Consider the following 19779-nt stretch of genomic DNA (forward strand, 5'->3'; position numbering starts at 1 on the left):
CCACCCGATGACGACTTTCGCCAGCGGTACCGACACTCTGACGCGCGACGCCCTGACGGTCCTGCAGCCGGGCTTCACCGGCACCACCGCCCCCGACTGGCTGCTGCGGCGCCTGGGCGAAGGCCTCGCCTCGGTCGGCCTGTTCGGCCGCAACATCGCCTCGCCCGATCAACTGGCCGCTCTGACCGCCCAGTTGCGCGCCGAACGTGACGACGTCCTCGTCGCCATCGACGAGGAGGGCGGCGACGTCACCCGCCTCGAGGTCCGCAACGGCTCCTCCTTCCCCGGCAACAACGCGCTGGGCGCCGTGGACGACGTCGAGCTGACCACGGAGGTGGCCGCCGAACTCGGCCGCCGCCTCGCCGCCTGCGGGGTCAACCTCAACTGGGCCCCGTCGGCCGACGTGAACTCCAACCCGTCCAACCCTGTGATCGGCGTACGCTCCTTCGGCGCCGACACCGAACTGGTCGCCCGGCACACCGCCGCCTACGTCACCGGTCTGCAGTCCGCCGGAGTCGCCGCCTGCACCAAGCACTTCCCGGGCCACGGCGACACGGCCGTCGACTCCCACCACGCGCTCCCGCGCATCGACGTGGACACGTCGGTACTCCAGTCCCGCGAACTGGCCCCGTTCCGCGCCGCGATCGCGGCCGGAACCCGCGCGGTGATGAGCGCGCACATCCTGATCCCCGCCCTGGACCCGGACCAGCCGGCGACCCTGTCGCCGCGCGTGCTCACGGAGTTGCTCCGCGGCGAACTCGGCTACGACGGCCTCATCGTCACCGACGGCATGGAGATGCAGGCCATCGCGGGTACGTACGGCATCGAGCGCGGCAGCGTCCTCGCCGTGGCCGCCGGCGCCGACGCGATCTGCGTGGGCGGCGGCCTCGCCGACGACGACACGGTACGACGCCTGCGCGACGCCCTCGTCTCGGCGGTCCGCACCGGCGAACTCCCCGAGGAACGCCTGGCGGAGGCGGCGGAACGGGTCCGGGCGCTGGCCCGCTGGACCGCCGCCCCGCAGGCAACGGACACGGAACGCACCCCCGACACCGAGGTGGGCCTCCGCGCAGCCCGCCGCGCCCTGAGGACGACCGCCGCGGAGCCCTTCACCCCGCTCACCGAACCGCCCTACGTCGCCGCCCTCACTCCCGTCGCCAACTTCGCGGTCGGTGACGAGACCCCCTGGGGCGTCGCGGCGGAACTCTTCCGCCTCCTCCCCGGCACGGAGACGGGCAGCTTCGCCGGAGAGGACGCGGGCCGCACCGCCCTGGCCGCGGCCGGCCCCCGCCGCATCGTGGCCGTAGTCCGCGACGAACACCGCCACCCCTGGATGGCATCCGCCCTGGACACCCTGCTGTCGGCCCGCCCCGACACGATCGTGGTGGAGATGGGCCTCCCCCAGGCCACTCCCCGAGGCGCCCTCCACATCGCCACTCATGGGGCGGCCCGGGTCTGCGGCAGGGCGGCGGCGGAGGTCATTGCGGGGGCATAGCCCCTACGGCACAACTGGCGCCGGTCCCCTTTCAAGGGGACCGGCGCCAGTTGTGCCGTAGGGGTGCGGGGCGTATCGATATGCGGCTCCGCCGCGTGGGCACGACCAGCCACAATCAACCCGCACCCGGCAGAAAACCGAACCCGGCAGACGAGACCGCCCTTAAATCCCCTGCCAGTCAGGCTTGTTGGAATACGTGTGCCGGAAGTAATCCGCAAACTTCAGCTTGGAAGCCGCCCCCTCATCGACAACCACCGTCGCATGCGCATGCATCTGCAACGCCGAGGCAGGACACACCGCAGCCACCGGCCCCTCAACAGTGGCGGCGACCGCGTCGGCCTTCCCCTCACCGGTCGCCAGCAGCACCAGATGCCGTGCCTCAAGAATCGTCCCGATCCCCTGAGTGATCACGTGATGCGGCACCTGCTCGATGTCCCCGTCGAAGAACCGCGCATTGTCGACCCGGGTCTGCTCGGTCAGCGTCTTGATCCGGGTCCGCGAGGCCAACGAGGAGCAGGGCTCATTGAACCCGATGTGCCCGTCGGTCCCGATCCCCAGCAACTGCAGATCCACCCCGCCGGCCTCGGTCAACGCCGTGTCGTACGCGGCGCACGCCAACTGCACGTCCTCGGCCGTCCCGTCGGGCCCCATGAACGCGTCCATCCCGATCCCGAGCGGCTCCAGCACCTCACGCCTGAGCACCGAACGGTACGACTCCGGATGCTCGGCCGGCAGCCCCACATACTCGTCGAGCTGCGCGATCCGCGCCCGCGAGGCGTCCACGGCACCGGAGCGCACCCTGGCCGCGAGCGCCTCGTAGATGGGCAGCGGGGTGGAGCCGGTGGCCACGCCGAGCAGCGCCGCGGGCTTGCGCCTCAGAAGCTGCGCCATGGCCTCGGCAATGAGCTCGCCGCCCGACTTGGCGTCCGGAACGATGACAACTTCCACGCTGGCCTGCCGATCTGAAGAAACGGTCCGAAGGGGGGCTCAACCGGCACCCGGAACGGGCTATGTGGTTTAGACCAATCTAACAGAGTCGCCCCTTGTGGCCCAGGTCGAGTGGGGTCATCGTCTTTCCATGCGGAGGACAGACGCCATTCGCCGTGGGGGAGTCGAATGGGGGCGGTGCTGCCCTGCGCAGCACCTCGCAGCACTCCGCAGCCGACCGGGAAGGACCCCACCATGACCGCCGCGACACCGGACCCCCGGACCGACGTCCCGGGCCGGATCATGGCCCGCGAGATGGCCGAGCAGCCCGCCGTGCTGCGCCGCATCCTCGAGGAGGGCGCCCCCGGCATCCGGCAGGTGGCCCAGGACATCGCCGCCCGCAGACCCCGCTTCGTCCTGCTGACCGCCCGCGGCACCTCCGACAACGCCGCCCTCTACGCCAAGTACCTCCTGGAGATCCGCCTCGGCCTGCCCTGCGGCCTCACCTCGATGTCCACCACCACGGCCTACGGCGCCCGCCCGGACCTCACCGACGTCCTCGTCGTCACCGTCAGCCAGTCCGGCGGCTCCCCGGACCTGGTGGCCTCGACCCGCGCCGCCCGCGAGGCCGGTGCGATCACCCTGGCCGTGACCAACAACCCCGGCTCACCGCTGGCCGGCGTCTCCGAGTACCACCTCGACATCATGGCCGGGCCGGAGAAGGCCCTCCCCGCGACCAAGACCTATACGGCCTCCCTCCTCGCCCTCTACCTCTTCGTCGAGGGCCTGCGCGGCGGCGACGGCGCCCCCGCGAAGGTGCTGCCGGACCTCGCCGAGCAGCTGCTCGCCCGGCAGGACGAGATCCGCGCCCTCGCGGCCCGCTACCGCTTCGCCGAACGCATGGTCATCACCTCCCGCGGCTACGGCTACCCCACGGCCAAGGAGGCCGCCCTCAAGCTCATGGAGACCAGCTACATCCCCGCCCTCTCCTACTCCGGCGCCGACCTCCTGCACGGCCCCCTCGCCATGGTCGACAACGTCTCCCCGGTCATCGCGGTGGTCACCGACGGCAGGGGCGGCGAGGCCCTCCAGCCCGTCCTCGACCGGCTGCGCGGCCGCGGCGCCGACCTGTTCGTCGTCGGCCCCGCGCACCAGGTCGAGCAGGCCTCGGCCGGCTTCGTCCTGCCCACCGAGGGCGTGGCCGAGGAGGTCCAGCCGATCCTGGAGATCATCCCGCTCCAGCTGCTGGCCCACGAGATCACCATCGCCCGCGGCCAGGACCCCGACGCCCCGCGCGCGCTGGCGAAGGTGACGGAGACGCACTGAGCCCCACCGCGGTCTCGGCGGCAGCCGCCCGCCGCCCCGCCGGACGCCCTGCGTGTCCTACAGGGCCAGATGAGCACCCTCGGTCGCGAGGAGCCGGAAGCGCTCGCGGAAATTGCCATGTCCATCTGGCCCCGCACATGAACCCACACGGGTTAGGCTGCGTGGTGGACACCAGGGGCGTCCAACCTGTTGGAGTCGGTCCGGGAAATAACAACAACGAACAGGCTCCAACGCATGGACACGCACAGTGGTCTAGTCCACAATTGAAGTAGTGAGACTTCCGTCTTCCCCGCACAGGAAGACGGACGGAGGATCCGGAGCTCTCTGCCCTGACTGCCCCGGCTCCTCATCCTTCGGCCATCCGGGACCGCACACCCCGCGGCCGATATTGCTCCGGGCTGCGGTGCCGGGAGGGTTGAGGGTCCCTCCCAGGCGCCGCGGCCCGCGGGTGTTCTCAGGGCCTGTACGGACCTCCGGTCGTCCTTAGGTCGTATTTAGGACCTGCACATACCCCCAGGTACGCTCACACACGTGCCCTCCATGAACGAACTGGTCCGCCAGCACACCGCCCTCGACGACTCCGACCTCGAGTGGCTCCATCTGCTGGTCTCGGAGTGGCAGCTGCTGTCCGACCTCTCCTTCGCCGACCTCGTCCTGTGGGTCCCCACCCGCGACGGCACACGCTACGTCTCCGTCGCCCAGATGCGCCCCAACACCGGCCCCACCTCCTACCAGGACGACATGGTCGGCCACCTCGTCCCGCGCGGCCGCCGCCCCATGCTGGACGCGGCGCTGGACGAAGGCCGGATCGTGCGCGAGGGTGATCCCGAGTGGCGCGAGGAGGTTCCCGTCCGGGTCGAGTCGATCCCCGTACGACGGGACGGGCGCGTCCTCGGCGTCATCGCGCGCAACACCAACCTCCTGACCGTGCGCACCCCGAGCCGCCTCGAGCTGACGTATCTGCAGAGCGCCTCGGACCTGGCGCAGATGATCGCGGCCGGCTCCTTCCCGTTCGCGAACCAGCAGATGGACATGGATGCCGCGCCGCGCGTCGGCGACGGCCTGATCCGCCTCGACGCGGACGGCATCGTCCAGTACGCCTCCCCGAACGCGCTGTCGGCGTACCACCGCATGGGCCTCGCCTCCGACCTCGTCGGCCAGCACCTCGGCAAGACCACCGCCGAACTCGCCCCGACCCGCGGCCCGGTGGACGAGGCGCTGTCCAAGGTGGCCAGCGGCTGGGCGCCCCGCGAGTTCGAGATCGAGGCCAGGGACGGGGTCATCCAGTTCCGCGCGATCCCGCTCAAGCCCAAGGGCACCCGCATCGGTTCGCTGGTCCTGCTCCGTGACGTCACCGAACTGCGCCGCCGCGAGCGCGAGTTGATCACCAAGGACGCGACCATCCGGGAGATCCACCACCGGGTGAAGAACAACCTCCAGACGGTCGCGGCCCTGCTCCGCCTGCAGGCCCGGCGCATCGAGTCCGACCGCGGCCGGGAGGCCCTCGAAGAAGCCGTCCGCCGTGTCGGATCGATCGCGATCGTGCACGAGACGCTCTCCCAGAACCTCGACGAGCGCGTGGAGTTCGACGAGATCGCCGACCGGGTGCTGGCCATGGTCGCGGAGATCTCGCCGGGCAAGGTCACCGGCCGGCGCAGCGGCCGCTTCGGCATCCTGGACGCCGAGGTGGCCACCCCGCTGTCCATGGTCCTGACGGAAATCCTGCAGAACGCGCTCGAACACGGCTTCCGCGAGGGCGACACCGGCACGGTCGAGGTCTCGGCGGTCCGCGGCGGCACGACAAAGGAGGCCCGCCTCCTGGTCACCGTCCAGGACGACGGCGTCGGCCTGCCCGAGGGCTTCGACCCGCATACCGCCGGCAACCTGGGGCTGCAGATCGTACGGACCCTGGTGGAGGGGGAGTTGGGCGGCACGTTCGACATGGTCCCGGCGCCGGAGCGGGGGACGCGGGTGATCCTGGACGTTCCGGTGCGGGCGAACAAGTAGCGCCGTACACAAGAGGTGCCGTACGACAGGTCCGTGCACAGCAAGAAGCCCCGGACCGTTCCCAGGTCCGGGGCTGAAATGCTCGTTGCCAGCTTGTGCTGCGCATCGGGGGTACTGCGCGCTGCGGCTCGGGGGCGGGAGATGCGTACTCGCTGTACGCGCCGCCAAGCTCAGGCTGTTGCGGGGCGGGTTGTCAGGCGGAGGCCTGACGTGCCCGGTTGCGGGCGGCACGGCGCTTCATGGCGCGACGCTCGTCCTCGCTGAGACCACCCCAGACGCCGGAGTCCTGGCCGGACTCGAGCGCCCACTGCAGGCACTGCTCCATGACGGGGCAGCGGCGGCAGACGGCCTTGGCTTCCTCGATCTGCAGCAGCGCAGGACCGGTGTTGCCGATGGGGAAGAAGAGCTCGGGGTCTTCCTCGCGGCAAACGGCGTTGTGACGCCAGTCCATGGCTGCTACCTCTCCTTGGTATTACATGCAGGTTGCTTGTGAATGTGAACGCTTTCACGAATCCCTCAACAAGTGAAGGGCCGAGCGCCAGGTTCCCTGGCGAGGTCCTGTGATTTGGAGAGGGGTTCCGGTGATCTGGTGAGGCCGGTGTTGCGGGCCGTCTCGATCGCCACGTAGAGACTCGCAAACCTCAGCGGCGGATACAACCCCTTCCGGAAAGTTTTTTTTGATTCCTCGGTGTCGACTAGGTCACAGCCGTACTTCCATGGGGTGGATCCTGGCCTAAACGTTCGAGTGAAAGGACTTCAGCCCTTTCTGCTCACACAATCACACGCAGTGCACGGCGTACGCCTGTGAACGTCACGCTCGTACGCAGCCCCAGGTGGTCGCCGTCCATCTGGAGGGGCAGGGGCACCTTCGAATGCAAGGTGAACCGGTCCAGGTCGTGCAGGGATACGACGTGCTTGCCATGGGGTCCGCGCTCGGGGGACGAAGTGAGCAACTGCGTGGCATACCGGGCAGCCGAGACCGTGGACATACGGCTGAGACTCAGCAGGTCGAGCCCGGTATCGAACGAGGCCTTAGGCGCCGCGTACACCGGACGATTGCCCAGATAGGTCCACGGTGACGTGTTGCAGATTATCGACAGCACCAGATCGGTCACCGGCTCCTCGCCGGGCCGCTCCAGAGTGATCGACCCGTGCCGCCGGTTGGGTTCCTGCAGGAACTGGCGTGCGACCTGGCGCAGGTACAGGGCATGCGTGGATTTCCTGCCCTGCTCGCGCTGCTGCTCGACCCGCCCCACCACGCCCGCGTCGAAGCCGAGCCCCGCGCAGAAGGTGAACCAGCGGGACGGCACCGCCTCGTCCTCGCTGCCCGGCGTGCCTTCGGCGATGCCCATGCCGACCGTACGTTCGCTGCCCTCACGCAGGGCGTCCAGCAGTGCGCCGGTCGCCTCGACGGCGTCGTTGGGCAGGCCCAGGGCGCGGGCGAAGACATTCGTGGAGCCGCCGGGGACCACGGCGAGACGGGGGAGGCCCTCCGGGTCGGGGCCCGCGTGCAGTAGACCGTTGACCACCTCGTTGACCGTGCCGTCGCCGCCGAGGGCCACGACGAGGTCGATGTCGTCGCTCTCCGCCGCCTGCCGGCCCAGGTCGCGCGCGTGTCCGCGGTACTCCGTGGTGACCGCCTCGAGCTTCATCTCGCTCGCCAGCGCATGGGTCAGGACATCGCGCGTACGTGCGCTTGTGGTGGTTGCTGCCGGATTGGCCACGAGAAGTGCACGCATGAGTTGCAGCGTACCTACTGGGAAGTACCGGGCACAGGTCGAGGTAGGGATCAGGTAAGAGGTGGGGGCGTGAGGCTCACCACGGGTTGCGGCTCAACTCCGCCCCGGCGGTCCGCGTCCCCCGGGCTCGCCCTGGCGGCGCACGCCCCCAGGGCTACCCTTCAGGGGTGACCAGTGAGAAGACCCCCGCCACCGAGGAAGACACCGGCCCCCGCCCGCGCCGCCTGACGTACGCCGCGGCGCTCGCCGCGCTGGAGGGGTTTGCACTGGCCGTCGGAGGCGTCTGGATGCTCGTGGAGGGCCTCACGGGTGCCCCGGACGACCGCCGGTCCGCCGTCACCGGCGGTATCACGCTGGTCGTCCTCGCCCTGCTGCCGCTGCTGGCCGCACGCGGGCTGCTCAAGCAGAAGAGCTGGAGCCGGGGACCGGCCGTGATCACGCAGATCATGGCGCTGCCGGTGGCCTACAACCTGCTGCAGGCCGACAGCGTGGCGATCCCGGCCGGCATCGCGCTCGCCGTCGTGGCCGTCGTCGCGCTGGTCCTGCTGGTGAATCCGGCGACGACCCAGGCCCTCGGGATCAAGGGCCCGGGCCGTGCGCAGGACGGCAAGCAGTAGTCCTACTCCTCCACCAGGAGCTTCTCCCGCAGCTGGGCCAGTGTGCGGGCCAGCAGCCGGGACACGTGCATCTGCGAGATGCCGACCTCCTGCGCGATCTGCGACTGGGTCATGTTGCCGAAGAAACGCAGCAGCAGGATCCGCTTCTCCCGGGGCGGGAGGTCCTCCAGGAGCGGCTTGAGCGACTCGCGGTACTCGACGCCCTCCAGCGCCTCGTCCTCGGCGCCCAGGGTGTCGGCCACGGCCGGGGACTCGTCGTCCGTGTCGGGACGTCCAGGGAGAGTGTGGAGTACGCGTTGGCGGACTCCAGGCCCTCCAGGACCTCTTCCTCGGAGATCGCCAGCTTCTCGGCGAGCTCATGGACCGTGGGGGAGCGGCCGTGCTGCTGGGAGAGCTCGGCGGTCGCCGTCGTCAGAGCCAGGCGCAGTTCCTGCAGGCGCCGGGGCACGCGCACCGCCCAGCCCTTGTCGCGGAAGTGGCGCTTGATCTCACCGACGACCGTCGGGGTCGCGTACGTCGAGAACTCGACGCCGCGCTCCGGGTCGAAGCGGTCGACCGACTTGATCAGGCCGATGGTGGCGACCTGCGTGAGGTCGTCCAGCGGCTCGCCGCGGTTGCGGAAGCGGCGCGCGAGATGCTCGACGAGCGGCAGGTGCATGCGGACCAGCTTGTTGCGCAGCTCCGCGTACTCCGGACTGCCGTCCTTCAGGCTGCGCAGCTCGATGAACATCTTGCGCGCCCCGCTGCGGTCCTGTGCGTCGTGCTGCGTGGCCTGCGGCACGCGCTGCGCGTCCTGCCCGTCGCCCTCGGCGTTTCGCTCGTGCTCGCTCATCGTCCCGCCCGTCGCCCTTCTCCGAGCCCTCGCCTCCGCTCGGACCGGGGTGACCCCGTTCCGTCCGTCCAGAGGCGTGCTCTGCACGGCACCTTCCCGATCCCGCTGCCCGTCCTCCGGGAAGCCGGCCGCCGCTGCGCTGTCGGCGTCGTCCTCCGGATGCGGCCGGGCCTGCTCGGGGATGCCGTCGATGCCGTCGGCGCCGCCCACGGAGTCCCCGATGCGTCGGGACCCGTCTGCGCCCTCGGCCGGCAGCTCTCGTGTGCCGCGCTCTTCGTCACGCACCGGCCCGTCCCCTGTCCTCACGCCGGCCCGGGTCCCGCGCCGCGCTGTTTGTAGAGGCTGATCGAAACGGTTTTGTCCTCGTCCACGGCGGAGGAGACCTTGCCCGCGAGTGCGGACAGGACGGTCCAGGCGAAGGTGTCCCGCGAGGGGGCGTGGCCGTCCGTGGTCGGTGCCGAGACGGTGACCTCGAGCGAGTCGTCGACGAGCCGGAAGACGCAGCTCAGCACCGAGCCGGGCACGGCCTGCTGGAGCAGGATCGCGCAGGCCTCGTCCACCGCGATGCGAAGGTCCTCGATCTCGTCGAGGGTGAAGTCCAAACGGGCCGCGAGGCCGGCAGTCGCCGTACGCAGCACCGACAGGTAGGCACCCGCAGCCGGCAGCCGGACTTCCACGAAGTCCTGGGTCGCGGGCTCGCCTGCGATCTGGGACACCCTCACCTCCAAGGTGGTACAAGCTTCTCGGGGCCGAGGGTTGCCCCCCGGGATAACGCGATGTGTGGTTCAGCGGTGACGCTATCGCGCTCTCAAGTTTCCCGTCCCCGGGACCCCAACCCCTTGCCGTCACTCACAGTAAAACTGTGGACACGCTCCGTGTCTAGGGGTCTGCGGCTCCAATTGGGAAGAACGCGCGCCGGGTTGACGTACCCAGACGTCAGACGGTCGAACCGTCCGGATCGTGGGTCGTCCCCCGGCTGTCCAGGGTCACACGAGAACGTGGTCCACGAAGCACCAACGCCAGTTCTCGCCGGGTTCGAATGTGCGCATGATCGGGTGGCCGGAGTCCTTGTGGTGCTCCGTCGCATGCCGGCCGGGCGAGGAGTCGCAGCAGCCGACGTGGCCGCAGGTGAGGCACAGCCGCAGTTGTACCGGGTGCGTGCCCGCTGCCAGACACTCCGGACATGTCTCGGTCCGTGGACCGGGTTCCGGATCGGGCAGCGCGTCGGCGTGCGTGCACTGTTTCATGATTGCCAGATTACGACGGGTGTGCGGATGACCGCGCGGAAAAACGAGGGCGGGCGAGGACGATGGACGTGATGCCACTGCTGTTGCTGGTGGCGGGGAGCGCCGCGATCGCCGCCGTGGCCCGGCGCACCCCGGTGCCGGCCCCGCTGCTGCTCGTCGCGGTGGGGCTCGCCGTCTCGTACGTCCCCGGGGTACCGGACTACACCCTCGACCCGGACATCGTGCTGCCGCTGGTGCTGCCCCCGCTGCTGCACAAGGAGGCCGTCGAGAGCTCGTACCTCGATCTGCGCGCGACGATGCGGCCGGTGGCGCTGCTGTCGGTGGGCTACGTGCTGTTCGCGACCTTCGTCGTCGGCTGGGTCGCCTATCTCGTCGTGCCCGGACTGCCCCTGCCCGCGGCGCTGGTGCTGGGCGCGGTGGTGGCGCCGACGGACGCGGTCGCCGCGGCGGCGGTCGCCCGCCGGGTGGGGCTGCCCTCCCGGATCACCACGATCCTGCAGGGCGAGTCGCTGCTGAACGACGCGACCGCGATCACCGCGTACCGGGTGGCCGTCGCGGCCGCCGTCGGGGAGGGCGCCTCCTGGGTCGGCGGGATCGGCGAGTTCCTGCTGGCGGCGGTCGGCGGCGTGGTGGTCGGGCTGGTTCTGATGCTGCCGATCCACTGGCTGCGCACGCACGTGAGGGAGGCGCTGCTGCAGAACACCATGTCCCTGCTGATCCCGTTCGTCGCCTACGCCGTCGCCGAGCAGGTGCATGCCTCCGGTGTCCTCGCCGTCGTGGTCGTCGCCCTCTACCTCGGGCACCGCGCGTGGGAGGTCGACTTCGCCACCCGTCTCCAGGAGGAGGCGGTGTGGAAGGTGGTCGCGTTCGTCCTGGAGTCCGCGGTGTTCGCCCTCATCGGCCTGCAACTGCCCGTGGTCCTCAAGGGCCTCGGTGAGTACGAGGGCGTGGACGCCGCCTGGTACGCGGTCGCCGTCTTCCTGGTGGTCGTCGTGACCCGGTTCGTGTGGGTGTACCCGGGGACGTTCGTGCCCCGCATGCTGTCCGCGCGGATCAGGGAACGCGAGGACAACCCCACCTGGAGAGGGCCGATCGTCACCTCCTGGGCCGCGATGCGCGGTGTCGTCTCCCTCGCCATTGCCTTCTCGATCCCGCTGACCGTGCACGGCGGCGGCCCCTTCCCGCAGCGCAACCTCATCCTCTTCCTGACCTTCACGACGGTCATCGGGACCCTGGTGGTGCAGGGCCTCACCCTGGCCCCGGTGATCCGCCTGCTGAAGTTCCCCGGCCGGGACGTACAGGCCGAGACCCTCGCCGAGGCCAACGCCCAGGCGCAGGCCTCCCGGGTCGCCGAGCGGCGCCTGGACGAACTCCTCACCGACGAGCGCAACGCCCTCCCGCCGCCCCTCGCCGACCGTCTGCGCCAGGTCCTGGAGCGCCGCCGCAACGCCGTCTGGGAACGCCTCGGGCAGACCAACCCGGTCACCGGTGAATCCGTCGACGACACCTACCGCCGGCTGTCCCGGGAGATGATCGGCGCCGAGCGCGCGATGTTCGTGAGGCTGCGGGACGGCCGCTACATCGACGACGAGATGCTGCGCACGCTGCTGCGCAGGCTGGACCTGGAGGAGGCGGCGGCCTACCGGGAGACGGTGGAGGGCTCCTGAGGGAAGGGCCGCCCGGTGACGACGGCTGCGACGGTCGTCCCGTGCGTGAACGCGCCCTCGTCGGCCAGGGTGACAAGTCCGTACAGCAACTTGGCGACATAGAGACGCTCGACGGGCACTCCGTGACGCTCCTCGAAGTCCTCGGCGAAGGCGTCGAGTTCGCCGGGCACGCGCGCGTAGCCGCCGAAGTGGAAGCGGTCGTCGAGGGTCCACGCGCCGCACCGGCCGCCGAATGCGCGCTCCTGGAGCCTCTCTGTGCCGGCGGACAGGAAGCCGCCTTTGAGGACGGGTACGCCGAGCGCGCGCTGACCGGGGGCGAGCCCGGCGGCCAGCCCGGCCAGCGTTCCGCCAGTACCGCAGGCGAGGGCGACGACATCGGCCCGCCCGCGCAGCTCCTCACCCAGCGCCCGGCAGCCGCGTACGGCCTCGGCATTGCTGCCGCCCTCCGGGACGACATACGCGTCCTCCGCGCCGACCGTGCGCAGCACGCGCGCGAGGACGTCCGGTTCGGTCTTGCGGCGGTACGTCGACCTGTCGACGAAGTGCAGCCGCATCCCGTCGGCCGCGCACCGGGCCAGGGAGGGGTTGAGGGGGCGGTCGGCCAGCTCCTGGCCGCGGACCACACCGACGGTCGGCAGCCCGAGGAGCCGGCCCGCGGCCGCTGTCGCGCGCAGATGGTTGGAGTACGCACCGCCGAAGGTGACGACGGTACGACCGGCCGCGGCGGCGAGATTGGGCGCCAGCTTGCGCCACTTGTTGCCGATCAGCTCGGGGTGGATGAGGTCGTCGCGCTTGAGGAGAAGGCGCAGGCCGCGGCTGGTGAAGCGGTCGTCCTCGAGCTCTTGCAGGGGGGAGGGCAGCCGGGGGTGCAGAGCGGCGAGATCGGGGACGTCTGGGCTGACCACGGCACCATTGTCACGCCGGCCGGGTATTCCGCCTGCCGGGGTTTGGTCTTTCAGCCCGTCATGGGGGCCCCGCTCGAGCGAAGCCGAGAGTGGGGGAGTTCAAGAAGCAGCCCCCAGCAGGGCGCGCACCACCGCCGGGTGCCGTCACTTCAGCCGCTCGTGGATCCGCTCCCGCAACCACGCCATCGTGAACCCCCGCGGATCCACCTTCCCCGGCTGCCACTCCAGGTGACCGATCACCGACCGTTCCGTCCAGCCGTGGTGCCGGCACACCGCTGCCGCGGCCTTCTCGATGGCCTCCAGCTGGGCCTGGGGCCAGGGGTCCTCGCCGTCGCCGAGGTTCTCGCACTCGAAGCCGTAGAAGTGACGGTTGCCGTCGGTGTTCGCCTCGTTGTCCGGCGGGAGCGCCTTCTCGGCGATCACCGCACGCAGCACGTCGTCGTCACCGAGGCCCGCGTGGTTGGCGCGGCCGTAGCCCACCAGGTGGACCGTGCCGTCCTTGGTGATCACGCCGTGGCAGAGAGGGCCGGGCAGGCCGGCGTAGCCGTCCCGGCAGATCTCGACGGTGCGTTCGCTGCCGCTGGTGACGGTGTGGTGGATCATCACGCCGTGCACCGGGCCCCAGGGCCCCTTGTGGTTGCGGTTGTGATGTTCCCAGTCGCCGACCTCGACGACGGTGAGGCCCTCCGCCCTGAGGCCGTCGAGGAAACTGCCCGCGGACATGGGTGAGGCCATGACCGCCTCCTTCGTACCGTGCCGACGGCCGCCCGACGCGACCGCCTGTGCAGGGGGTTGTACCGAAAGTAATGATGCCGTCACACATGGTGTTCACGGCGAGGGAGCGGATCCGGCCACTCCGCGCGGCCTGGCTCTTGGACAGGATCCCCATTTGTGCCCAGTGGGCGGTGATCCATTCCCGCTCTTTCGGGTAATAGCACAGACACGTTCCGTGATGGAAGGCTTGCACCGCGGAGATCGATGCAGCGGCGCACAACGCGCCGGCTGTGGGAGCGGGAGGGCAATTCTCATATGTCGGTAGGCGAAGAGGTCCGTTCGGAGCAGGGCAAGCCGCAGCAGAGCCTCGGCACTGCCGCCGCGCGGAACCTGGCCACGACGACCAAGTCGGCACCCCAGATGCAGGAGATCAGCTCACGCTGGCTGCTGCGCACACTGCCGTGGGTGAACGTCCAGGGTGGTACGTACCGGGTCAACCGGCGACTGACCTACGCAGTGGGGGACGGCCGCATCACGTTCGTGAAGACCGGCGACCGGGTCGAGGTCATCCCCGCGGAGCTGGGCGAACTTCCCGCGCTGCGGTCGTACGAGGACGAGGAGGTGCTGGCGGAGCTCGCCCAGCGCTGCCGGCAGCAGGAGTTCGCGCCCGGCAGTGTGATCGCCTCGTTCGGCAGCCAGACCGACGAGGTGTATCTGCTGGCACACGGCAGGGTCGAGAAGATCGGCACGGGCCCGTACGGCGACGACGCGGTCCTCGGGGTGCTCGCCGACGGCGCCTACTTCGGCGACGCGGCGCTGCTCGACCCGGACGCCATCTGGGAGTACACGGCCCGCGCGGACACCGCGTGCACGGTGCTGACCCTCTCCCGCCAGGACGTCGAACTGGTCGCGGAGCGCAGCGACTCCCTGCGCGAGCACCTCCAGCAGCTGCGCGCGATCCCGGAGCAGCGCACCAACAAGTACGGCGAGAAGGCCGTCGACCTCGCCGCCGGCCACAGCGGCGAGCCGGACATCCCGCACACCTTCGTGGACTACGAGGCCCGGCCCCGCGAGTACGAACTGAGCATCGCCCAGACCGTGCTGCGCATCCACTCGCGCGTGGCCGACCTCTACAACCAGCCCATGAACCAGACCGAGCAGCAACTCAGGCTCACGGTCGAGGCGCTGAAGGAGCGTCAGGAGCACGAACTGGTCAACAACCGCGAGTTCGGACTGCTGCACAACTGCGAGTACGACCAGCGGCTCCAGCCGCACGACGGCGTGCCCAGCCCCGACGACCTGGACGAGCTGCTCAGTCGGCGGCGCGGCACCAAGCTGCTGCTCGCCCACCCGCGTGCGATCTCCGCTATCGGCCGTGAGCTCAACAAGCGCGGACTCGTCCCGGAGACGATCGAGGTGGCCGGCAACCGCATCCCGACCTGGCGCGGTGTGCCGATCTACCCGTGCAACAAGATCCCGGTCTCCGAGGCCCGTACGAGCTCGATCATCGCCATGCGTACCGGCGAGGCCGAGCAGGGCGTCATCGGACTGCAGCAGGCCGGCATCCCGGACGAGATCGAGCCGAGCCTGTCCGTGCGCTTCATGGGCATCAACGAACAGGCGATCATCAAGTACCTGGTGACGGCCTACTACTCGGCAGCGGTCCTGGTGCCGGACGCGCTCGGCGTGCTGGAGAACGTCGAGATCGGCCGGTGGCGGTGACGTTTCTGCACCTGGGAGCCGTGTCCCCGCCCTCCGGGGCGGGTACACCCCGGTCGTATGCGCCCAGCCACAGCGGAAGCGCCACCGTCCGCGAACTGACCGAGGGAGATCCCATGGCCGAGTTCATGACGGAGGAGAAGCAGCGCACCACGGGGGCGCAGCCGCTCGACGGGCACGAGGCGGCCGCGATCCTGGAGCGCACCCGGTCCTGCGTCGACCCCGAACTGCGCGCGGCGATCGACTCGTTGCCCGGCTCCATGCGCCGGATCGCGCTCTACCACTTCGGCTGGGAGCACGCGGACGGCACCCCGGCGGCGGGCAACGCGGGCAAGGCGATCCGTCCCGCGCTCGTCCTCACCGCGGCCGCCGCGCTCGGCGGCCCGGGCGCGCGCGAGGCGGCGAGGCGGGCGGCCGCGGCGGTGGAGCTGGTGCACAACTTCACGCTGCTGCACGACGACGTGATGGACCGGGACACCACCCGCCGGCACCGGCCCACCGCGTGGAGCGTGTTCGGCGACGCCGACGCGATCCTCGCCGGGGACGCCCTGCAGGCACTGGCCCTCGGGCTGCTCGCCGAGGACCCGCACCCGGCGTCGGGGCCGGCCGCGGCCCGGCTCGCGGCCTGCGTCGTCGAGCTGTGCGCGGGCCAGCACGCGGACACGGAGATGGAGCGGCGCGGCCCCGCCGAGATCACCCTCGACGAGGTGCTGACCATGGCGGAGGCCAAGACGGGCGCGCTGCTCGGCTGCGCCTGCGCCCTGGGCGCGCTGTATGCGGGGGCGTCCGACGAGGACGTCGAGGCGCTGGACGCGTTCGGCCGCCAGGCCGGGCTCGCCTTCCAGCTCATCGACGACGTCATCGGCATATGGGGCGACCCGCACCGCACCGGAAAACCGGTCGGCGCGGACCTGATGGCCCGCAAGAAGTCCCTGCCGGTGGTCGCCGCGCTCACCTCGGGCACCCCGGCGGCCTCGGAACTGGCCGAGCTGTACGGGGTGGCGTACGGGAAAGGGGGCGACGGGGAACTCGCGCGTACGGCTCTCGCCGTCGAGCAGGCCGGCGGGCGCGACTGGGCTCAGGCCCAGGCCGCCGACCGGATGGCCCGCGCGATGCAGGAGCTCGCCCGCGCGGTCCCCGACCCGGAGGCGGCAGGCGGTCTGCTCGCGCTGGCGGAGTTCGTGACGCGGCGCACCAGCTGACTGCAGTCCTCACAGACCCCGGAGCCCACCGGGGCGGCCGCGCGGCTCCTGACCCCGCCCGGCCGTCGAGGCTCCGGCCGGGCGGGTCCCGCACATCCCCACGGTGTGCGGGGCCTGCCTCTCCCCCATGGACAGTCCCGTATAGGCTCAACAGCCGTACGGCCGAGGTTGGTTGAGGGGAAAGGGCGGCACATGGGCGTGGCGATCCGGACGGCGGACGAAGGCGACCAAGAACTGGTCGTGCGGCTGCTGGACGAGGCCTTCCAGGACGATCCGGTCAGCGGCTGGGTCTTTCCCGGGGACGAGTACCGCCGTACGACCCACCACAGGCTGATGGCCGCCTTCACCGGGATCGTGCTCGCCGAGGGGCGGATCGACGTCACCGAGGACGGCAGCGCGTGCGCGTTGTGGCTGTCCGTGCCCGCCGAAGAGCACGACGCAGGACAGCACGACGCCGAAGAGGACGCGGCCGACGACGGGCCCGCCCGACTGCGCGCCGCCGTCGATCCCGGGAACGAGCGCATCGAGCTGATCGGCCGGCTGACCGCGGAGATCCACCCTGCCGGTCGCGCCCACGAGTACCTGTGGATGATCGGGGTGACTCCGGAGCACCAGGGCGAGGGGATCGGCAGCGCGCTCGTCCAGCACGTCCTCGACCGCTGTGACCGCGAGGGTCTGCCCGCCTATCTGGAGGCGAGCAGCGCCCGCAGCCGCGGGCTGTACGAGCGCCTCGGCTTCGAGCTCACCGGCCGCCCGCTCGACCTCCCGAACGGCCCGCAGATGTGGCCGATGTGGCGGGAGCCCCGCGGCTGACCTGCCGCTCCGGGACGGCCGCTACCTCTCCGGAACGACCGTCGCCACGATCCGCTCCACCAGCCCCTCCGGCACCCCGACCCCGGGCAGCACGCCGTCCAGGACGTACGCGCAGGTGTACGGCTCGGGCCTGCCGGTGTTCGGCGTCGGCTTCTCCGTCACCGACTTCACGCTGGAGTCGGTGCGGACCTTCGGCAACGGCGTCCTCCTCCGCACATACGCGCGCCGGCGCTGACCGGCCTACGCTGAGGGCATGGACAGCTCAGAAAGCGTCTGTCCGGTCTGCGGACAGCCAGTGGAAACGGTCGTCAAGCGCCACAAGACCCTGGGCGCGTGGGTCCCGGTCTGGGTGCCGGGTCCCTGCCGCAACCCCGCGTGCGAGGCGTACGTCGCCGAAGGCGCCGCACCGGTCCAGGAGCCCGGAAAACCCGCCGCGAAAAATTCCTGAGCCCCGTGTCGAGAATCCCGGCCCGGCTCCGACGTCCCCCGTGAGAGCCGCCACCGCGGGCGGTACGAGCCGAAGGAGCAGAGTCATGAAGTACCTGGTCATGGTGCAGTGCACGCAGGCGGACTACGAGGGCATGCAGGGCAGGGCCAACGCGACCTCTCCGGCCTGGAGCCAGGAGGACGTGCAGGCCATGTACGCCTTCATGGGCGCCCTCAACGACGATCTCGCCGAGACCGGCGAGATGATCGACGGGCAGGGCCTGAGCGAGCCGGCGAAGACCCGGCTCGTCGGCCTCGGTGACGACGGCAAGCCCGTGATCACCGACGGCCCGTACAGCGAGACCAAGGAGCTGCTGGCCGGCTACTGGGTCCTGGACTGCGCGAGCCTGGAGCGCGTCACGGAGATCGCCGAGCGCATCCTCCAGTGCCCCCAGCCCGCCGGGGCCAACAGCTACCCCGTGGTGATCCGGCCCATCGACAACGGCTCCGCGGACGTCTGAGCGTCCATGGGCACGACCATCGAGGTCGAGGACCTGCTGCGCCTGCACGCGCCGCAGGTCCTCGGCGCGCTGGTCCGGCGGTACGGGCACTTCGACGCCGCCGAGGACGCCGTACAGGAGGCACTGCTGGCCGCGGCCGGGCAGTGGCCCTCGGCGGGTGTGCCGGACAACCCGCGCGGCTGGCTGATCAAGGTGGCCTCGCGGCGGCTGACGGACGCGCTGCGGTCGGAGCAGGCCCGGCGGGCGCGGGAGGAGAGGGCGGCGGCGCTGGCCTCACGGCTCGCGAGCGGACCGGACCGGGCGCCCCGCGAGGACGACGCCCTCACGCTGCTCTTCCTGTGCTGCCACCCGGACCTCACCCCGCCGGCCCAGATCGCGCTCACCCTGCGGGCGGTCGGCGGTCTGACGACGGCCGAGATCGCCCGCGCGTATCTGGTGCCCGAGGCGACGATGGCCCAGCGCATCAGCAGGGCCAAGCAGAAGGTGCGGGGCGTGCGCTTCGGACGGCCGGACCAGTGGGAGATGCGGCTCCCCGCCGTCCTGCACACCCTCTACCTGATCTTCAACGAGGGCTATACGGCGACGTCCGGAGCGGTCCTGCAGCGCCGCGAACTGGCCGGCGAGGCGATCCGGCTGGCCCGTACCGTCCACCGCCTGCTGCCCGACGACGGCGAAGTGGCCGGCCTGCTGGCCCTGATGCTCCTCACCGACGCCCGCCGCGACGCCCGCACCGGACCGCACGGCGAGCTCGTCTCCCTCGACGAACAGGACCGCGCCCGCTGGGACAAGGCCGCGATCGAGGAGGGCGTCGCCCTGGTCACCCGGGCGCTGTCCCGGGGCTGCGCGGGCCCCTACCAGGTGCGTGCGGCCATCGCCGCCGTACACGACGAGGCGCCGTCCGCCCGGGCGACCGACTGGGAGGAGATCCTCGGTCTGTACGAGGTGCTGGTGCGCCTGGTCCCGGGCCCTGTCGAACGCCTCAACCGCGCCGTGGCCGTCGCCATGGTGCACGGCCCGGAGGCCGGGCTCGCCGAACTCGACCTGCTGGAACCCGGGTTGGGCCACCGCCTCGACGCGGTCCGCGGCCACCTCCTGGAGCGCGCGGGGGCCTACGAGGAGGCCCGCTCCGCCTACGAGTCGGCGGCTGCCAAGACCCTGAGCCTGCCCGAACAGCGCTATCTGCAGGGGCGGGCGGCCCGGCTGAGGTCGTAACGTGACCCCATGACAGGCGAGTTGAGGGCATCGCGCCGCCGTGCGTGGCGGTGGGCCGTGGTGGTGTGGGCGATTGCCGTGGCCGTCGGGGGAGGGCTCACCCTCTGGCTGCAGGACTCCGCGGAACCGCGGCCGCCGGTCGGCTGGGAACGGGCAGATCCCTCCGAGGAGCCGGCCGCCCCGCTGCTGAATGCCACCGAGTGCCCGCACGACGACGAGGCCACGGCCGTTGCGTGCGTCCATGCCTGGCCCTGAGGGCCCGCGACGCCGAGCTGATCTGCAGGCCCCGAGCGTTCCGCGGCCCCGAGCGTTCCGCAGCGAGTGCCGCGACTGGCCGTTGGTCGTCAGCGGGCTCGTCGTGGCTGGTCGCGCCCACGCGGCGGTAGCCGCATATTCAACACAGCCCCGCG

19 protein-coding genes and 2 pseudogenes are annotated in these 19779 nt (G+C 71.0%); 13 read left to right on the top strand and 8 right to left on the bottom strand.

Annotated elements, in window-relative coordinates:
* Positions 1–7 precede the first annotated feature (7 nt).
* The gene (locus tag EDD92_RS31015) at positions 8–1495 is read left to right on the top strand and encodes a glycoside hydrolase family 3 protein (protein WP_123967383.1); all 1488 of its coding nucleotides are present in this window, start codon (positions 8–10) and stop codon (positions 1493–1495) included.
* A gap of 162 nt (positions 1496–1657) precedes the next feature.
* Here the strand turns inward: EDD92_RS31015 and nagB are convergent, their stop codons facing one another.
* Positions 1658–2443, bottom strand: a complete 786-nt coding sequence (gene nagB / locus EDD92_RS31020) for a glucosamine-6-phosphate deaminase (RefSeq protein ID WP_123967384.1) — start codon at positions 2441–2443, stop codon at positions 1658–1660.
* 234 nt (positions 2444–2677) lie between these two features.
* On the opposite strand from nagB, the gene EDD92_RS31025 reads away from it, so the two are divergent.
* Positions 2678–3748: an SIS domain-containing protein gene (locus EDD92_RS31025; protein WP_123967385.1), complete on the top strand. Its 1071-nt coding sequence runs from the start codon at positions 2678–2680 to the stop codon at positions 3746–3748.
* A gap of 540 nt (positions 3749–4288) precedes the next feature.
* Complete coding sequence (locus tag EDD92_RS31030) at positions 4289–5755, top strand: sensor histidine kinase (protein ID WP_123970627.1); 1467 nt, start codon at positions 4289–4291, stop codon at positions 5753–5755.
* 193 nt (positions 5756–5948) lie between these two features.
* Here the strand turns inward: EDD92_RS31030 and EDD92_RS31035 are convergent, their stop codons facing one another.
* Both EDD92_RS31035 and EDD92_RS31040 read right to left on the bottom strand, forming a co-directional pair.
* Complete coding sequence (locus EDD92_RS31035; protein WP_016639615.1) at positions 5949–6206, bottom strand: WhiB family transcriptional regulator; 258 nt, start codon at positions 6204–6206, stop codon at positions 5949–5951.
* Between the two features lie 319 nt (positions 6207–6525).
* Positions 6526–7494: a diacylglycerol kinase family protein gene (locus EDD92_RS31040; protein WP_123967386.1), complete on the bottom strand. Its 969-nt coding sequence runs from the start codon at positions 7492–7494 to the stop codon at positions 6526–6528.
* 167 nt (positions 7495–7661) lie between these two features.
* On the opposite strand from EDD92_RS31040, the gene EDD92_RS31045 reads away from it, so the two are divergent.
* Positions 7662–8111 carry a hypothetical protein gene (locus EDD92_RS31045; RefSeq protein ID WP_123967387.1) on the top strand — a complete coding sequence of 150 codons (450 nt, stop codon included), beginning with the start codon at positions 7662–7664 and terminating at the stop codon, positions 8109–8111.
* A gap of 2 nt (positions 8112–8113) precedes the next feature.
* Here EDD92_RS31045 and EDD92_RS31050 read toward each other — a convergent pair.
* From EDD92_RS31050 to EDD92_RS31060, 3 genes and pseudogenes are all read right to left on the bottom strand, one after another.
* Positions 8114–9228 (bottom strand): annotated as a pseudogene (locus tag EDD92_RS31050) (RNA polymerase sigma factor SigF).
* Positions 9229–9245: 17 nt separating this feature from the next.
* On the bottom strand, positions 9246–9659 hold the full coding sequence (locus EDD92_RS31055) for an anti-sigma regulatory factor (RefSeq protein WP_004925829.1): 414 nt from the start codon (positions 9657–9659) through the stop codon (positions 9246–9248).
* A gap of 270 nt (positions 9660–9929) precedes the next feature.
* Positions 9930–10190 (bottom strand): UBP-type zinc finger domain-containing protein, encoded by a 261-nt coding sequence (locus tag EDD92_RS31060; RefSeq protein WP_030928987.1) that lies wholly within the window; start codon positions 10188–10190, stop codon positions 9930–9932.
* Positions 10191–10252: 62 nt separating this feature from the next.
* Here EDD92_RS31060 and EDD92_RS31065 point away from each other — a divergent pair, with 62 nt between their 5' ends.
* Positions 10253–11857, top strand: a complete 1605-nt coding sequence (locus EDD92_RS31065; RefSeq protein ID WP_123967388.1) for a Na+/H+ antiporter — start codon at positions 10253–10255, stop codon at positions 11855–11857.
* On the opposite strand, the gene EDD92_RS31070 is transcribed toward EDD92_RS31065, so the two are convergent.
* Together EDD92_RS31070 and EDD92_RS31075 are read right to left on the bottom strand one after the other, a co-directional pair.
* Positions 11830–12762: a 1-aminocyclopropane-1-carboxylate deaminase/D-cysteine desulfhydrase gene (locus EDD92_RS31070; protein WP_185124178.1), complete on the bottom strand. Its 933-nt coding sequence runs from the start codon at positions 12760–12762 to the stop codon at positions 11830–11832. The genes EDD92_RS31065 and EDD92_RS31070 overlap by 28 nt on opposite strands.
* A gap of 144 nt (positions 12763–12906) precedes the next feature.
* Complete coding sequence (locus tag EDD92_RS31075; protein WP_123967389.1) at positions 12907–13497, bottom strand: N-acetylmuramoyl-L-alanine amidase; 591 nt, start codon at positions 13495–13497, stop codon at positions 12907–12909.
* Positions 13498–13791: 294 nt separating this feature from the next.
* On the opposite strand from EDD92_RS31075, the gene EDD92_RS31080 reads away from it, so the two are divergent.
* The 8 genes and pseudogenes from EDD92_RS31080 (at position 13792) to EDD92_RS31120 (ending at position 19624) form a co-directional block, all read left to right on the top strand.
* A complete protein-coding gene (locus EDD92_RS31080; protein ID WP_123967390.1) occupies positions 13792–15198 on the top strand; it encodes a family 2B encapsulin nanocompartment shell protein in 1407 nt (468 codons plus the stop codon).
* Positions 15199–15311: 113 nt separating this feature from the next.
* A complete protein-coding gene (locus EDD92_RS31085) occupies positions 15312–16397 on the top strand; it encodes a family 2 encapsulin nanocompartment cargo protein polyprenyl transferase (protein ID WP_123967391.1) in 1086 nt (361 codons plus the stop codon).
* Between the two features lie 192 nt (positions 16398–16589).
* Complete coding sequence (locus EDD92_RS31090; protein ID WP_123967392.1) at positions 16590–17210, top strand: GNAT family N-acetyltransferase; 621 nt, start codon at positions 16590–16592, stop codon at positions 17208–17210.
* A gap of 100 nt (positions 17211–17310) precedes the next feature.
* Positions 17311–17445: pseudogene (locus EDD92_RS51415) on the top strand (dihydrofolate reductase); the annotation flags it as partial.
* 18 nt (positions 17446–17463) lie between these two features.
* Positions 17464–17658 (top strand): hypothetical protein, encoded by a 195-nt coding sequence (locus EDD92_RS31105; protein WP_123967393.1) that lies wholly within the window; start codon positions 17464–17466, stop codon positions 17656–17658.
* 85 nt (positions 17659–17743) lie between these two features.
* Positions 17744–18157 (top strand): YciI family protein, encoded by a 414-nt coding sequence (locus EDD92_RS31110; RefSeq protein ID WP_123967394.1) that lies wholly within the window; start codon positions 17744–17746, stop codon positions 18155–18157.
* 6 nt (positions 18158–18163) lie between these two features.
* Complete coding sequence (locus EDD92_RS31115; protein ID WP_123967395.1) at positions 18164–19369, top strand: RNA polymerase sigma factor; 1206 nt, start codon at positions 18164–18166, stop codon at positions 19367–19369.
* Between the two features lie 9 nt (positions 19370–19378).
* Positions 19379–19624 carry a hypothetical protein gene (locus tag EDD92_RS31120; RefSeq protein WP_123967396.1) on the top strand — a complete coding sequence of 82 codons (246 nt, stop codon included), beginning with the start codon at positions 19379–19381 and terminating at the stop codon, positions 19622–19624.
* The last annotated feature ends 155 nt before the right edge of the window (positions 19625–19779 follow it).

The sequence above is a fragment of the Streptomyces sp. TLI_185 genome (assembly GCF_003814765.1).
Lineage (GTDB): Bacteria > Actinomycetota > Actinomycetes > Streptomycetales > Streptomycetaceae > Streptomyces.

What these genes read in the sequence shown, in the direction of transcription:
- EDD92_RS31015 (WP_123967383.1), top strand. Translation starts at nt 8, where the DNA reads ATGACGACTTTCGCCAGCGGTACCGACACTCTGACGCGCGACGCCCTG.
- EDD92_RS31025 (WP_123967385.1), top strand. Translation starts at nt 2,678, where the DNA reads ATGACCGCCGCGACACCGGACCCCCGGACCGACGTCCCGGGCCGGATC.
- EDD92_RS31030 (WP_123970627.1), top strand. Translation starts at nt 4,289, where the DNA reads ATGAACGAACTGGTCCGCCAGCACACCGCCCTCGACGACTCCGACCTC.
- EDD92_RS31035 (WP_016639615.1), bottom strand. Translation starts at nt 6,206, where the DNA reads ATGGACTGGCGTCACAACGCCGTTTGCCGCGAGGAAGACCCCGAGCTC.
- EDD92_RS31040 (WP_123967386.1), bottom strand. Translation starts at nt 7,494, where the DNA reads ATGCGTGCACTTCTCGTGGCCAATCCGGCAGCAACCACCACAAGCGCA.
- EDD92_RS31060 (WP_030928987.1), bottom strand. Translation starts at nt 10,190, where the DNA reads ATGAAACAGTGCACGCACGCCGACGCGCTGCCCGATCCGGAACCCGGT.
- EDD92_RS31065 (WP_123967388.1), top strand. Translation starts at nt 10,253, where the DNA reads ATGGACGTGATGCCACTGCTGTTGCTGGTGGCGGGGAGCGCCGCGATC.
- EDD92_RS31075 (WP_123967389.1), bottom strand. Translation starts at nt 13,497, where the DNA reads ATGGCCTCACCCATGTCCGCGGGCAGTTTCCTCGACGGCCTCAGGGCG.
- EDD92_RS31080 (WP_123967390.1), top strand. Translation starts at nt 13,792, where the DNA reads ATGTCGGTAGGCGAAGAGGTCCGTTCGGAGCAGGGCAAGCCGCAGCAG.
- EDD92_RS31085 (WP_123967391.1), top strand. Translation starts at nt 15,312, where the DNA reads ATGGCCGAGTTCATGACGGAGGAGAAGCAGCGCACCACGGGGGCGCAG.
- EDD92_RS31090 (WP_123967392.1), top strand. Translation starts at nt 16,590, where the DNA reads ATGGGCGTGGCGATCCGGACGGCGGACGAAGGCGACCAAGAACTGGTC.
- EDD92_RS31105 (WP_123967393.1), top strand. Translation starts at nt 17,464, where the DNA reads ATGGACAGCTCAGAAAGCGTCTGTCCGGTCTGCGGACAGCCAGTGGAA.
- EDD92_RS31110 (WP_123967394.1), top strand. Translation starts at nt 17,744, where the DNA reads ATGAAGTACCTGGTCATGGTGCAGTGCACGCAGGCGGACTACGAGGGC.
- EDD92_RS31115 (WP_123967395.1), top strand. Translation starts at nt 18,164, where the DNA reads ATGGGCACGACCATCGAGGTCGAGGACCTGCTGCGCCTGCACGCGCCG.
- EDD92_RS31120 (WP_123967396.1), top strand. Translation starts at nt 19,379, where the DNA reads ATGACAGGCGAGTTGAGGGCATCGCGCCGCCGTGCGTGGCGGTGGGCC.